The following is a 13,566-nucleotide window of genomic DNA, read 5'->3' on the forward strand; positions in this document are numbered from 1 at the left end:
ATTTTCCACCTCGCTTTTTCCATTTTATCACTTTTTGGTAATACCTGCCTCTTTTTAGAAAATTTTGTACTCAAGTTAAAAAAACACATTTAACGAATATATAATCTCTCTTTCAATTGTTTTAAATAACGAGATCGAATCAGTAAGAAATATACAACTTGAATTCCTACGAAAATACTTAATACAATCGTATTTTCTTTAAATAGTGAGTACTCAAACATCTGCCCGAGTGCAGTTAACGCTACTGCCCCGTGTAATGTTGCAACACATATTGGAACAAAGAATAAAAGTCCCAATCGGATTGTAACTACTTTCGATAATTCTCCGCTCGTTAAGCCTACTTTTCGAATCATTTCAAACAAACGAGTATCATCCTCCAAATCAGAAAACAAACGGAAATAAAGGAAGCTTCCTGCACATACGAAAAATACAATACCGATAAAGAAACCTACAAATAGAATTGGTCCTGCAATTTGTAAACTTTGGTTTTGTGCGTACTCTTCTGCACTAAACGTTGCATGTTCTTCATAAGGTTTCATCTGATGTGTTAGTTCTTTACCAACCTCAATTTCATCTTTCGTTCCTTCTGTTTTGTATACATAATTTTTTTCCTCTTTAAATCCATCTTGTAATGCATCATACTGCTTGTTAGAGATTACATAAACGTTACCTCTTATTATTTTACTTAATGAAGAAGTATTAACTTTTTTCACTTTTAAAGGTTCATTCAAATGTGGCAAAGTAATTTCTTTTCTTTCTTTCATCGGTGGTCCCGGTATATCGACTGACAAAAATAAAACTTCTTTTTTAGATACTACATGAAAGGATTCTCCTGTTAACTTTGCATATTTCTTATAGTCTGATTCCTTTATAAAAGTGGCGCTTCTTAACGACTGCTCCTCCGTTTTCTTCGTTGAAATATTAGTTTTTGAAGCCTCTATACTATGTTTCTTTAATCCTTCGTCAATCATCTTCAAATGCTGTAATTCATTACTATTTCCTTGCTTGGAGTGGTAATGAAACGCAATTGGCTTCTCCATAATCTTCTTTGTCATTGATGTAAAGCCAACTAATGTACCTATTGCTGAAAATGCTACAGTTGAAATTATCGTTACAATAAAGAACATTCTTGCGTTATCTCTCATACGGTAAGCTAAATCTGACAACGTAATAATATTTGTCTGTGCCCAATAAAAACGTTTACTTTTTTTACATAGTCTAATAATACAAACACTCAACTGCTTGTACAGCAAATACGTACCAATAATGACTACCGTTGTAACAGGAATCATCATGAAAAATACCATTGCACCGTGTGACATAAGCGCTCCTGCATATCCGGCACTAAGTAATATAACTGCTAATATAGAAGAAATAATGGATGCTTTCGGTTCTGGCTTCGCTTCTGCTGATCCTCTAAACAATTTCATAATTTTATTTTTTCGAATCATCCCTGCACTAAACAATGAAATGATCATAAATAATACGAAAAACATAATACTCGTTACAACAATGGCTTTCATTGGAATGTAATAGGGTAAGGAAATATCTAACTTTAATATCATTGGAGCTATAAATATTAATATTCCGGAAAATAGCATTCCAGCAAGTATCCCAAAAATAATTGCCCCTATTCCAATCATAATATTTTCAAAAAAGATAAGACGCTTTAATTGATATTTCGTCATACCTAACATCATTAAAATTCCTAATTCACGCTTTCTCGTTTTTAAAAACATTCCCATCGAATATAAAATAAAGAAAAATGTAAATAAGTAAATAATGGACTGTGCAAAAGACATACTTACGAACACATATCGTCCCAATTCTCCAGCGCTTAATGCCGGATGAAACGCAAAAAACGAATAAACAAAAAAGGCCATAATAGCAAATGCACTACTTAAAAAATATGCTGAATATGTTCGTCTATTTCGCGTCACATTCCGATATGCGAGTTCTCTAATATTCATATTACTTCTCCGCCCTTCTACTAACTATGTTCTTATATTAGTAAAGTACGGAAATACCTTCCATCGATTCAAATGACAAAAACCTTACATTATTGAAAGGTTTCAAAAAAATTGCTTAAACGATGCAGTTTCATTATAATGACTACATTCATATTCATACACACATCCTATTGTATATTCGTTAATTTTGCGAAATAATAAAGGATAGAAGTATGTACCAATATACATATAAACTTATTTACCGCTTTAATATGAATAGGAGGAAAACATAATGACATTACAAGAACAGATTATGAAAGCATTACATGTTCAACCTGTAATTGATCCGAAAGCAGAAATCCGTAAACGTGTTGATTTCTTAAAAGATTATGTAAAAAAAACAGGTGCGAAAGGATTTGTACTTGGAATTAGTGGCGGGCAAGACTCTACATTAGCTGGACGTTTAGCTCAGCTTGCAGTGGAGGAAATTCGTAATGAAGGTGGTAACGCAACGTTTATCGCCGTGCGCCTTCCTTATAAAGTGCAAAAAGACGAAGATGATGCGCAATTAGCATTACAATTTATTCAAGCTGATCAATCTGTTGCATTTGATATCGCTTCAACCGTTGATGCTTTCTCAAATCAATACGAAAACTTATTAGATGAATCGTTAACAGATTTCAATAAAGGTAACGTGAAAGCACGTATCCGCATGGTTACACAATATGCAATCGGTGGACAAAAAGGGCTCCTTGTTATCGGAACAGATCACGCTGCAGAAGCTGTAACAGGATTCTTTACAAAATTCGGAGATGGTGGTGCAGACCTATTACCATTAACGGGATTAACGAAACGCCAAGGACGCGCTCTATTACAAGAATTAGGTGCGGACGAGCGACTTTACTTAAAAATGCCAACAGCTGATTTATTAGATGAAAAACCAGGTCAAGCTGATGAAACAGAGTTAGGTATTACGTATGATCAACTTGATGACTATTTAGAAGGTAAAACAGTTCCAGCTGACGTTGCAGAAAAGATTGAAAAACGTTACACAGTGAGTGAGCATAAAAGACAAGTACCAGCATCAATGTTTGATGATTGGTGGAAATAAATAACATATAAAATGAAGCTAATCTCATTTAGCTTCTTTTTTATGTTAACGATATACCCCTACCCTTTTCTCCAATAAATCTTGCAGGCAATCTTCATGCTGTTTACAAAATAACGGTGGCATGTCGTCTAACGGGAAAAACTTCAAATCCAACGTTTCATCACCATCTATTTTTTTGTCGCCTCCAACTATTGAGCATGAAAAACACATCACAATTGACTGCGCCTTGTCTCCATTTGGATATGATTGAAAATATTTTGTATACACTCCAATAAGTTCATTTATTTCTACATCATACCCGGTTTCTTCTTTTATTTCTCGAATTGCAGTTTCCGCAGCCGATTCTCCTATCTCCATTGCGCCCCCTGGAAAGCCCCAAGCGTTAAAGTCGCCTCTTTTTTGCAGTAATACTTCTCCTTCTTTATTAAATACACAACCACCAGCAAAGTTTAAGAAAACATAATCATGCCCTACTTTTTCGCGTAATTCTTTTATATAATTGGCCATTCTCTTTCCCCTTTTCATACTTCTTTTATCGCTATTCCTTATCTTTTTCAAGCAATTCAATAATTCGATCTAGCTTCTGATTCATATGCATCACTTGTTGTTTTTTTGCTGCACTGCTTTGCAATACTCTTTTAATGAACAAAGTAAATGATAGGAAAAACAAAACGATAAGTCCGATTGCTAAACAAGTATATATCAATGTAAAAATATCATTCTCGAAAAAATTCATTTAGATTCCACATCCTTCCTCTTTTTATTTTATCATACAATTCTGATTTTTAGGGTAATACATAAGAAAAAGAGCATCCTTTACAGATACTCTCTTTCACCGATTAATACGTAAATGTAATTGTAGCTAATGAATAACCTGCCATAGCACTATAAGGCGCTACTTGATAAGACACACGCTTTGCACCTTTTGGCCAGTTTATTTCATTTAACACTTTCTTTATATCTTGCATTGTTCCATCCATGGATTGCTTATAACGTACTTCTACCTTCTCTGGCTTAGAAGCGAATTGTTGCTGTAATTTTTTCTTAAATTCACTGTAATTGTCTGCCCCGTATTGCGCAGACAAATATTTTAAATTTGTTTCTTTTAACATTTGTTCATATGTAGCAGTTTTTGAACTACCAGCTTTTATTTTGTTTGTTAATTCATTAAAGTAGCTTGCAGTTGCTGCTGGATATTTACTACGATCCCAGTCGTGATCTTTACTTAATTGTTCGTCAGACATATTAAAATATGAATATGTTACGCGCCCAGCTTTATCTGGTACTGGATCATCGAATGTCGTATCAAGATGATACCATTTGTTTTCAATGTTTACTAAATTCCATGCGTGAGCTTGTCCATTTCCTGTGCCTGTTACAATGCGGTTTTGGATACCCGCTTCTTTTAGTAATTCATATGTTAATAACGTATATCCTTGGCACACAGCAGAGCGATTCGCTAACGCTTCATATGCTGTATATGCTTGATACGACGTGTCATACGATACATGTTTTACAACGTAATCATGAATAGCTTTTACTTTCTCATGCTCATCCATTCCTGGTTTTACAATCGAGCCGATAATTGCTTTTGCCTGAGATTTTACATATTGTGTTTGCTCTTTTGATTCACGGTACTTCACTTGCAGTGTAAACGTATAGTTTCCTGGTAACCCTTTAATGGAATATCTAGTAGATGCTATATTATATTTTACATACTCATCTGCATCTACAATTTTATTAAACTCGCCATACAATTGATCCATAATATTTCTAGCATTTCTATCTTTTGTTTTATATGTGATTGTAATATTTTCTTCTCGATTATCAATCTGTTTTTTTAATTCTGTTCTGAAATCATTTAATAACTTTGCATCTGATTGTGTTGTCGCTACAGTCGGATTTGTAGCTGCATAAGATACAGATGACGCGTGTAAGCCCCCCATTACTATAGTTGAACAAAGTGCGGCAGCTGTCACATACTTACTTGTCTTTCCCATCTCGTCACTCCTTACATTCTATAACTATACGAAAAAGTATCGTATAGTTTCAGAGTATACAATACTTTTTCGTATAGGTCATATGAGATTATGCATATTTAACATTGTAAAAGGGTTGTTCTTTTTACAAGAACAACCCTTTTCATTAACATGTTTGTAATACACAACACGCATTTTCAAAACGTCGATTTTTCAAGTCTTCATTTCCTATACAGAAATAAAGCATCCCTAAATCTCCCCACATCATATTACAATTTTTAGTATCTGAATCAATTTGGAATAAAAGCGTCATTTGCTGCGGATCTATGTCCATATATTGTCCAGTCTCGTATAATACCTCATCTTGTACAGAGAATGGTTCTCCAAACATTTGATGGTTATCATAGTTGTCTGGGATTAGTTCTTCAAGTAATTGCAAGAAACGGTCTGAATCAGCCTCATCTTCAATGAAAAGCTCTGGCAATTTATACGTTAATTCAAAAGTAATTGCACACTGGTTATAATTCGTTTGCAATTCATCTGCTCTTCGTAATTGCTCTACAGTAACATCATAATAAAGCACAAGCCCCGCTTCAGTTGGATTCACATCTTCTTCAAAGTAATTTTCCACGGTAAAGAAATATAACATCCCCGTCTTAGGAAGATCGTGATTCATACCAATATTTTGTAAATCATTTAAATTAAATTGAGCGATAAACTGTAACGGATTTCCTTTGTGCATTGGGTATTCAAATGCACATGGCAAATCAGGAATTCCTCCCATTTTCGAACTACCTATCACAACAGTTTCCTCCTGCTTTGGCACAACTTTCACACAAGGAAATACAGTGCTAATAAGTTCCTCTTTTAAATGTGTCAGCCCATATTTATCAATTAATACTTCAATTTGTTTATTCATACATTCTCCTTATATTTACATACTTATTTGTATCATCGCACAAAAATTATACTCCATTCTTTGCAAAAACAACAAGCCTTCAAAAAACGGGCTCATCCTCCATACGCGAACAAGTTAAAAAAAGCATAGTATACATTGTTCCTACAAACACGATAGTTCATTATTTCTTCCAGTACATTTTCCCCTCATTCATTTTTATTTTTAATTTAAGGAGGAATTCCACATGGGTTACGGATATAGTTGCTGTGGTTACGGATATGGCGGCGGCGGTTGTGGTTATGGAGGTTTCGCTTTATTAATCGTTTTATTCATCCTTCTAATCATCATCGGAGCTAGCTGTTGGGGCGGCTTTGTAGGCTGCTAGTAAATTTAAAAACTATTGTAAAAAAGCACGTACAATACGTGCTTTTTTGCCATTTTCAAATTTTTTATGTGAAAGGAAGTAGAATTGATGAAAATTGATGGTGTTTTTGAAGGAGGCGGTGTACGCGGAATTGCGCATGTAGGGGCAATTTGTGCGTTAGCTGAAAAAGGCTATGAATGGGAACGTGTAGCTGGGACATCAGCTGGTTCAATCATCGCTGCGCTCCTAGCAGCAGGATACTCTTGCTCAGAGCTAAAAACGATTATAACAAATATTGATTATGATAAATTTACGAAGAGAACCTTTATTGACAGAATCCCGTTTATTGGAAAAGGATTAAGCGCATGGACTACTCTTGGTATTTACTCTAATATTTTTATCGAAGAATGGATCGAAGAATTACTTCGAAAAAAAGGAGTTCACTTATTTACAGATTTACCTGATTTAAACAAGCTTAAAATTATCGCTTCTGATATAAGCAATGGTAAAATGGTTATCTTTCCTGATGATTTACCGAACTATGGATTTTTAAATTATCGCTTCTCTATTGCGAAGGCTGTAAGAATGAGTAGTACAATCCCCTTCTTTTTTGAACCGGTAAAATGGCGAACCCCAAAATGGAAACAACCTTGTTATATGGTTGATGGAGGGATTTTAAGCAATTATCCAATTTGGATTTTCGATTCACCTACCTCTCCTCGCTGGCCGACTTTTGGATTTCATTTCGTAAAAGATGATATCCAAGCTGACCCTGCTCACTATAACGAGCCTATCTCCATGTTCAAAGGACTATTTAAAACAATGATGCAAGCCCATGATTTACGTCATTTAGACAAAGAATCAAAAGCAAGAACAATTACAATTCCAACTGGGTCCATTACTAGTACAAACTTTGAGTTAACAATAGAAGAAAAAGAGTGGCTATACAATTCTGGTTTTAACGCTGCAAATAAGTTTTTACAATCATGGAATTTCAGACAATATATTGATGAATATAGAAACGGAAATCAGGACCGAAAAACAAATCGGTATTTCCGTCAACTTGACTCATAATACTATTATTTTTCATATGAGCACACGTAACGCTTTCAAAAAAATAAGCTTAGTAATATTATATATTACTAGGCTTATTTACTTCCTGCGTAATTTATTATACGTTGCTTACGGATACGTTAAACCGTCAGCTTCCTCCGCAGTAATAACTGTGTATCGATTTCCCGTTCGTAATCCTAACAATTCTGCTTTTTCAATCGCCTCCTGCTTCGTCTCCGCATAAGCAGCTAAATATTTTTCTCCATTGATAATTTGGCAAATTACATATTGTTTCATTACTTTCTCCTCTTACTTTTTCATTAATTGTGCAAGTTTTTTTATACCTATTTCAATTTCTTCTAATGTTGCGTATGAATATGATAAGCGCAAAAATTGATTTGCACTTCTATCATACAAAGTACCTGGATTTAATAAAATCTTTTCTTTCAAAGCTTTGTCAAATAAGCTACGGTTTGAAACGGGTACATTCATATGTAACCAAATATAAAAACCACCTACTGGTTCATACCAAGTTGCTATATCACAACAATATTTCTCTAACATTTTTAACATAAAATCTCTGCGTTTTTTCAACTGAATTCTTACAAACTGTAAATGTTCATCATACAATCCATTTGTAAACCATTCCGCTGCAATTTGCTGGGATATAGAACTCGAACCATAATCTGTTTGCATTTTTATGTCTGCCAATCTTTGAATAACAGGCTCAGATCCAACAATCCATCCGATTCTTAATCCTGGGCTAATGACTTTAGACATACTCCCAATATGTAGTACAATTCCGTTTTTATCATATGCCTTTAAAGGCTTTGAAATAGGCTTATCAAACCATAAGTCTTGATATACCGCGTCCTCTATAATAGGCAATCCAATTTCATTACATATTTCCATTACTTCTATCCGTTTCTTCGCATTCATACTAAAGTTCGTCGGATTATGAAAAGACGGGATTGTATATAAAATAGATGCATTAAATTGCTTCTTATATTTTGGAATATATGATGCATGTAAACCGTTTTCATCCATCGGTATACCAATTAATCGCATTCCTGCTGATTGAAAAACATTAAGCGAATATAAATAAGATGGTTTTTCTAATAAGATAGATGCCCCTTTTGGAAGCAGCCCCATAGAAATAAGTTGCAATGCTTGAATTGCTCCTGAAACAATTAATATAGAATCAGGAGTTACATAAATACCATGTCCTTTTAAATAGTCCGCAATCTTCTCCCTTAAAGAGAGATTTCCTTTCGGCTCTTCATAGCCAAGTGTCAACTTTGCTCCTAAAAGCTTATTCATAATATCTTTCATCTTTTTTTCAGGTAAAAAACTTGGTGCGAGCTCACCTGTTCCTAAACGAATTACATGCGGATAAAATTCAGCTTGATTAATTTCTTGAATAGCAGGCAGATTTGGATAATGAAGTCCTGTTTCTACATAAGACTGCCAATTAGGCGGGGGTGCGTATATTGAAGCATTCTCATTATTATTTACAACAATTGTTCCTTTTCTGCCATTCCCTTCAATATACCCCTTTGCCGCTAGTTCATCGAAAGCCATTACAATTGTACTCCGGTTCACACCAAATATATGTGCCAAATCTCTTTGCGAAGGTAATTTCGTTCCAACAGTCCATTCACCATTAACGATTCTTTCCTTAATATACGTTTCTATTTGTTTATATAGAGGAATCGCTAGAGACATATTCGGTTTCCAAACGAATCTTTCCATCATATCACCTTATATTCTTTTTGGTTGGTAACCTCCCCAACCATATGGATGGATACAAATTTTCATTTCTTCTATACAATATACACTATCATAATAAATTTAAATAGGAGGTAATATGATGAGTGAGGCAATTATTCATGGTATCATTCTTGCATTTGGTCTTATCATTCCATTAGGCGTCCAAAATGTTTTCGTCTTTAACCAAGGTGCGAGCCAACCAAATATTTGGAGGGCAGCCCCTGTAGTATTAACTGCCTCTATATGTGATACGTTACTCATATTGATAGCGGTACAAGGTGTCTCCCTTGTACTCCTTACTTTTTCTTGGCTAACTAACTCGTTATATATAATTGGATTTTTCTTTCTCCTATACATGGGCTTTGTTATTTGGAGAAGTAACCCTTCCAACGATGTAAAACAAGAAAAAAGTATGCCCTTAAAAAAGCAAATCCTTTTCGCCGCATCGGTTTCTTTATTAAATCCACATGCAATTTTAGATACAATCGGTGTAATTGGAACCAATTCTATTCAATACATAGGAAATGAAAAATGGGCTTTCACACTTGCAACTATTATCGTTTCTTGGATTTGGTTTATAAGCTTAGCTGTAGCGGGGAAATTTCTAAAAAGACTAGACTCAACCGGAAAGACAATCGTATTATTAAATAAATTCTCTGGTCTCATCATATGGGGTGTCGCACTTTATATGTTAAAACAAGTTATTTATTCTTAGTGAACGAAAGAGAATTGCATGTTACTGAAAACATCATGCAATTCTCTTTCAAATTATGAAGTAGGTTCCGGTTTCTGTTTTACGTTCTTTGCATCTTTTGCTGGTTTAATCCAAATGATCGCTATAACAGCACCGATAGCAGCGAAAATACTTGTTAAATAAAACACTTCATGGTCAGTACCTTTCATGAAAAAAGAGTATAGAGGCGGTCCAGCTGCTACACCGATAAATCGCATAGAACTATAAAATGACGTAACCGTTCCCCTTTGCTCCTTTTCAATCCCTTGTGTAATGAGAGCATCTAAACATGGGAGTGCCATACCAATTCCTATCCCCATAATAACGAGACAAAGAAGTAGTAAATAAATCCCTTTTATAAATAAAGGAATGATAACTGATGCAGCAGCCATTAAAAAACCAATATAAATACACTTCTTCATCACATTTTGATTATCTCCAATTTTTTTACCAGCCATATATGAACTAAGTGACAGTACAAGTAACGGAATCGCAAGTACACACCCTTTCCATATACCATGAATGTCATACTTTGATTCCAATATAGTTGACAAATAAAAGAGAATTCCGAATAAAATAAGCATAATAATTGCACCTAATGCAAAAATGGCAATCAACCATCTTCCCTTTTCTCGAAACGTAGCGACAATAGATTTGATAAACTCTTTAAGTGGCGGTACTTCTCCTTCTTGTTTCTTTGCCTTTACTAGAACAAGTAATAAAACAATTGATACTATGCATAAAACTGGAATCGCCCAAAATGGTAAGAACCATACAATGGCAGCAAGAGCAGATCCTAAAATAGGGCTCAACACTTTCCCAAATGTATTGGATGTTTCTATGATTCCTAAACCTGTACTAACTTGTTTTTCATCCTTGTATAAATCACCAACACACGGTATAACAACTGGCATTGCACCAGCAGCACCAATACCTTGAATCGCTCTACCAATCAATATCCAAGTGTAGGGATTATCAACTTTCCAAGATACCCAACCAGTTATCGCTCCTCCTATAGCCGCAATCAGCAAACTCGGAACCATTACCATCTTTCTCCCCCATCGATCTGATAAATAACCAGCAATCGGTATAAGTAGAATGGCTACGATAGAGTAAATTGTAATAATCATGGATACTTGAAACGATGAAATATGTAATTTTTTTTCAATTGTCGGCAGGATTGGAATGAGCATTGAATTCCCTAATGTCATAACAAGTGGAACTGATGCAAGCGCAATTAAACAACAGTTTTCTTTTTTTAACATGTTGGCTTCGAAACCTTTCATCATATATTTCTTACCATGTAATAGCCCTGCTGGAACGTAATTTTTCATTCCACCAGGGCTATTACATCTTTACTACTTCCCATTCACAACAAAAGAAATTGGGGAAAACATAGTATTATTCCTATTCTTTGAGTCCAGTTCACAATATATCCATACCAATTAATTGAAAAAAAAGAAAGGAAGAATCCTTCCTTTCTCCTATAACCTTCTACAATTAGCGAGTATAACCGCCACCAAGTTGTTGTTCTGCCATCGCTACTAGGCGTTTTGTAATTTCACCACCTACAGAACCGTTTGCACGTGAAGAAGTATCAGCGCCAAGTTGTACACCAAACTCTTGTGCAATTTCATATTTCATTTGATCTAAAGCCGCTTGTGCTCCATGTGATGCTAATTGATTAGAATTACGATTTCTAGCCATTACCAATCACCTCCTTATTTATATATAAATTGTGTTAAATTTTAATTTAAATACATGGTAATTTTTGGTTATTGATATTTTTAAAAAAGAGTCTCTACAATGAGAGACTCTTTCATCATTTTATATTAAGAAGTTACTACTTCTAAATTTCTATTTGTTAGTACTTTCATTTCTGCTTTTAATATATCTTTCGCATTATGTCCAAACCATTCGAGTGAAGCGAAATGATTAGTATCTCTCACTTCCTGAATAATCTCATCATAATTTACAATGCCTTCAAATAATGGAACCATACCAGTACGATTTCCCGCTGCTGCATATACATTATTCGGTTCGAACACATGTAAATAATCTGCTGAAGATATATTCTTAAAATGGTAATGTTGTATCCACGGTCTTAGTTGCTGGAAGCTGTCAACTGGATCTGCACCAGACTCCCATATATGAAGAAAATCAAGATTTATTTTCAAATTCGGATGATCTACTTCGCCTAATAATTCCAAAGTAGAAGGCAACGTATCCGTTAACGTATTTGGGTGTGTTTCTAAAAGTACATACATATTATGCTGAGCAAATAATTCACAAATCATGCGAATACGATTCACATACTCTTGTCTCTCTTGTTGCGAAAAATCTGCACTACCTTTTTGTCCAGCAAACGTACGAATTTTATTCGTTTTAAACCAGTTAGCTAGTATTGCAAGTTGTTCACATTTCTCTATCGTTTTTTCAAAATCTGCCGATAATGATATGTCTAAGTAATCACTTATCATCGTAATTTCCAAGGTTTTATCCTTTAAACAATTCAATTCTCGTTCTGTCGTTTCATACTCCTGCATATACAAATTTTGTGCATGAGTCCCCCATAATTCAATGCCTTCAAAACCATTTTCATATGCAAATTGAACAATATCAGTAAATGAAATTAATTGATGGCGAAATGAAATGGTACATAGTGAATATTTCATAGGTTTGAACTCCCTTATCTTAAATTCAGTAAAGTTTTTAAAATACTAAAACAGACTCATTTGATTTCATTTCTTTCCATAATAAAAACTGTCTCTCTAATTCAGTCTTAATTTGTAGTTCAATTGCATTCATTTCATCCAGCTTTTCAACAATTGATGATAACATACCTTTATTATTTGTCATTGCCATTTTAATTGCACGATACTGTACATTTGTAAATCCTTGTACAATATCTTCTACCCGATCACACCAATAATCAAATTCTTGCTCCGAATATTGCAACGTTTCACGGAAGTATGCAAAGGCATGTTCATAACTATATTTACGAATTGCAAGTACTGGTATTTGTTTTACTGCCGCTACAAGACCAGAAAGCAAATACCCTTCTTCTTCATTTGCCATTTTTATAATTAAGTTTTTCAGCTCCATAGTCAGTTCATTGTCGTTTCTTTTAAAAGTTTCTATGAAATAACTCGCTACCATTTCTGCTGTTGGCTCCTGAATTTCTTCTACATCAATGAAATATCCTCCACCAAATGGGTTATCTTGAACAGAGTAAAGTACTTTTTCTCTTTCCATATTCCCTTCCCAGCGAAAATCAGGATCTAGCATGAACCACTCTTCTTCTTTCTCTGTCTCCGATATCATTAAATAATGCGGAAACGGTTTTTGATGAAATTTATTTTCCCTCTCTGGTAATAGAGACATATCGACCATTACAATGACATAGCGATTCTCTGGCTTATTTTCTACTAATTGTAAAAATGTTTCTACATTACTATCTTTATCTTTTGCATGGTCATACCATTCGTTCACTTTCATACCATACAACTTTTCATACCATAATAAATAATGATCATGGTTAATATTTTCGGAGTGATACGAAATAATGCCACCTTCTGTTATATCAAAGTCTCCATCCCATAGTCCAAAATAAAATGGGCGAAAATCTATGTCGCTACGCCTTTTTATAATTTCACAAAAACAACTAACTAAACAGTGCACTTTAATTGAAGTCATACTATCATCCACT

15 protein-coding genes are annotated in these 13,566 nt (G+C 34.4%); 4 read left to right on the forward strand and 11 right to left on the reverse strand.

The window, feature by feature from the left end:
• Window positions 1-89: 89 nt before the first annotated feature.
• Complete coding sequence (locus ACVWY7_RS07730) at window positions 90-1,970, reverse strand: FtsX-like permease family protein (RefSeq protein WP_456523735.1); 1,881 nt, start codon at window positions 1,968-1,970, stop codon at window positions 90-92.
• Between the two features lie 271 nt (window positions 1,971-2,241).
• Here ACVWY7_RS07730 and nadE point away from each other — a divergent pair, with 271 nt between their 5' ends.
• Complete coding sequence (nadE, locus tag ACVWY7_RS07735; RefSeq protein WP_000174879.1) at window positions 2,242-3,060, forward strand: ammonia-dependent NAD(+) synthetase; 819 nt, start codon at window positions 2,242-2,244, stop codon at window positions 3,058-3,060.
• Between the two features lie 45 nt (window positions 3,061-3,105).
• Here nadE and ACVWY7_RS07740 read toward each other — a convergent pair whose 3' ends face one another.
• From ACVWY7_RS07740 to ACVWY7_RS07755, 4 genes are all read right to left on the reverse strand, one after another.
• Window positions 3,106-3,567, reverse strand: a complete 462-nt coding sequence (locus tag ACVWY7_RS07740; protein ID WP_000024995.1) for an NUDIX hydrolase — start codon at window positions 3,565-3,567, stop codon at window positions 3,106-3,108.
• 31 nt (window positions 3,568-3,598) lie between these two features.
• The gene (locus ACVWY7_RS07745; protein ID WP_456523736.1) at window positions 3,599-3,796 is read right to left on the reverse strand and encodes a DUF4083 domain-containing protein; all 198 of its coding nucleotides are present in this window, start codon (window positions 3,794-3,796) and stop codon (window positions 3,599-3,601) included.
• A gap of 103 nt (window positions 3,797-3,899) precedes the next feature.
• Entirely contained in the window at window positions 3,900-5,060 is a 1,161-nt protein-coding gene (locus tag ACVWY7_RS07750) for a transglutaminase domain-containing protein (protein WP_000520828.1), read from the reverse strand.
• 145 nt (window positions 5,061-5,205) lie between these two features.
• Window positions 5,206-5,958: a YwqG family protein gene (locus ACVWY7_RS07755; protein WP_456523737.1), complete on the reverse strand. Its 753-nt coding sequence runs from the start codon at window positions 5,956-5,958 to the stop codon at window positions 5,206-5,208.
• 223 nt (window positions 5,959-6,181) lie between these two features.
• On the opposite strand from ACVWY7_RS07755, the gene ACVWY7_RS07760 reads away from it, so the two are divergent.
• Both ACVWY7_RS07760 and ACVWY7_RS07765 read left to right on the forward strand, forming a co-directional pair.
• The gene (locus tag ACVWY7_RS07760; RefSeq protein ID WP_000540419.1) at window positions 6,182-6,322 is read left to right on the forward strand and encodes a YjcZ family sporulation protein; all 141 of its coding nucleotides are present in this window, start codon (window positions 6,182-6,184) and stop codon (window positions 6,320-6,322) included.
• Between the two features lie 87 nt (window positions 6,323-6,409).
• The gene (locus tag ACVWY7_RS07765; protein ID WP_001990345.1) at window positions 6,410-7,375 is read left to right on the forward strand and encodes a patatin-like phospholipase family protein; all 966 of its coding nucleotides are present in this window, start codon (window positions 6,410-6,412) and stop codon (window positions 7,373-7,375) included.
• A gap of 108 nt (window positions 7,376-7,483) precedes the next feature.
• Here ACVWY7_RS07765 and ACVWY7_RS07770 read toward each other — a convergent pair whose 3' ends face one another.
• Complete coding sequence (locus tag ACVWY7_RS07770; RefSeq protein ID WP_000816382.1) at window positions 7,484-7,651, reverse strand: DUF3933 family protein; 168 nt, start codon at window positions 7,649-7,651, stop codon at window positions 7,484-7,486.
• A 12-nt stretch (window positions 7,652-7,663) separates the two neighbouring features.
• On the reverse strand, window positions 7,664-9,109 hold the full coding sequence (locus tag ACVWY7_RS07775; RefSeq protein WP_456523738.1) for an aminotransferase-like domain-containing protein: 1,446 nt from the start codon (window positions 9,107-9,109) through the stop codon (window positions 7,664-7,666).
• A 115-nt stretch (window positions 9,110-9,224) separates the two neighbouring features.
• Between ACVWY7_RS07775 and ACVWY7_RS07780 the strand changes: the two genes are divergently transcribed.
• Complete coding sequence (locus tag ACVWY7_RS07780; protein WP_001287296.1) at window positions 9,225-9,839, forward strand: LysE/ArgO family amino acid transporter; 615 nt, start codon at window positions 9,225-9,227, stop codon at window positions 9,837-9,839.
• 53 nt (window positions 9,840-9,892) lie between these two features.
• Here the strand turns inward: ACVWY7_RS07780 and ACVWY7_RS07785 are convergent, their stop codons facing one another.
• From ACVWY7_RS07785 to asbE, 4 genes are all read right to left on the reverse strand, one after another.
• Entirely contained in the window at window positions 9,893-11,122 is a 1,230-nt protein-coding gene (locus ACVWY7_RS07785) for an MFS transporter (RefSeq protein WP_033650209.1), read from the reverse strand.
• A 235-nt stretch (window positions 11,123-11,357) separates the two neighbouring features.
• Entirely contained in the window at window positions 11,358-11,564 is a 207-nt protein-coding gene (locus ACVWY7_RS07790; protein WP_000113545.1) for an alpha/beta-type small acid-soluble spore protein, read from the reverse strand.
• 125 nt (window positions 11,565-11,689) lie between these two features.
• On the reverse strand, window positions 11,690-12,532 hold the full coding sequence (gene asbF, locus ACVWY7_RS07795) for a petrobactin biosynthesis 3-dehydroshikimate dehydratase AsbF (RefSeq protein WP_017561878.1): 843 nt from the start codon (window positions 12,530-12,532) through the stop codon (window positions 11,690-11,692).
• 37 nt (window positions 12,533-12,569) lie between these two features.
• Window positions 12,570-13,553 carry a petrobactin biosynthesis protein AsbE gene (gene asbE, locus ACVWY7_RS07800; RefSeq protein WP_000200716.1) on the reverse strand — a complete coding sequence of 328 codons (984 nt, stop codon included), beginning with the start codon at window positions 13,551-13,553 and terminating at the stop codon, window positions 12,570-12,572.
• Window positions 13,554-13,566 lie beyond the last annotated feature (13 nt).

Source organism: Bacillus sp. TE9106W (assembly GCF_054062215.1).

Excerpts from the sequence above, each read along its gene's own strand:
- ACVWY7_RS07730 (WP_456523735.1), bottom strand. The coding sequence starts at position 1,970 with ATGAATATTAGAGAACTCGCATATCGGAATGTGACGCGAAATAGACGA.
- nadE (WP_000174879.1), top strand. The coding sequence starts at position 2,242 with ATGACATTACAAGAACAGATTATGAAAGCATTACATGTTCAACCTGTA.
- ACVWY7_RS07740 (WP_000024995.1), bottom strand. The coding sequence starts at position 3,567 with ATGGCCAATTATATAAAAGAATTACGCGAAAAAGTAGGGCATGATTAT.
- ACVWY7_RS07745 (WP_456523736.1), bottom strand. The coding sequence starts at position 3,796 with ATGAATTTTTTCGAGAATGATATTTTTACATTGATATATACTTGTTTA.
- ACVWY7_RS07750 (WP_000520828.1), bottom strand. The coding sequence starts at position 5,060 with ATGGGAAAGACAAGTAAGTATGTGACAGCTGCCGCACTTTGTTCAACT.
- ACVWY7_RS07755 (WP_456523737.1), bottom strand. The coding sequence starts at position 5,958 with ATGAATAAACAAATTGAAGTATTAATTGATAAATATGGGCTGACACAT.
- ACVWY7_RS07760 (WP_000540419.1), top strand. The coding sequence starts at position 6,182 with ATGGGTTACGGATATAGTTGCTGTGGTTACGGATATGGCGGCGGCGGT.
- ACVWY7_RS07765 (WP_001990345.1), top strand. The coding sequence starts at position 6,410 with ATGAAAATTGATGGTGTTTTTGAAGGAGGCGGTGTACGCGGAATTGCG.
- ACVWY7_RS07770 (WP_000816382.1), bottom strand. The coding sequence starts at position 7,651 with ATGAAACAATATGTAATTTGCCAAATTATCAATGGAGAAAAATATTTA.
- ACVWY7_RS07775 (WP_456523738.1), bottom strand. The coding sequence starts at position 9,109 with ATGATGGAAAGATTCGTTTGGAAACCGAATATGTCTCTAGCGATTCCT.
- ACVWY7_RS07780 (WP_001287296.1), top strand. The coding sequence starts at position 9,225 with ATGAGTGAGGCAATTATTCATGGTATCATTCTTGCATTTGGTCTTATC.
- ACVWY7_RS07785 (WP_033650209.1), bottom strand. The coding sequence starts at position 11,122 with ATGTTAAAAAAAGAAAACTGTTGTTTAATTGCGCTTGCATCAGTTCCA.
- ACVWY7_RS07790 (WP_000113545.1), bottom strand. The coding sequence starts at position 11,564 with ATGGCTAGAAATCGTAATTCTAATCAATTAGCATCACATGGAGCACAA.
- asbF (WP_017561878.1), bottom strand. The coding sequence starts at position 12,532 with ATGAAATATTCACTATGTACCATTTCATTTCGCCATCAATTAATTTCA.
- asbE (WP_000200716.1), bottom strand. The coding sequence starts at position 13,553 with ATGACTTCAATTAAAGTGCACTGTTTAGTTAGTTGTTTTTGTGAAATT.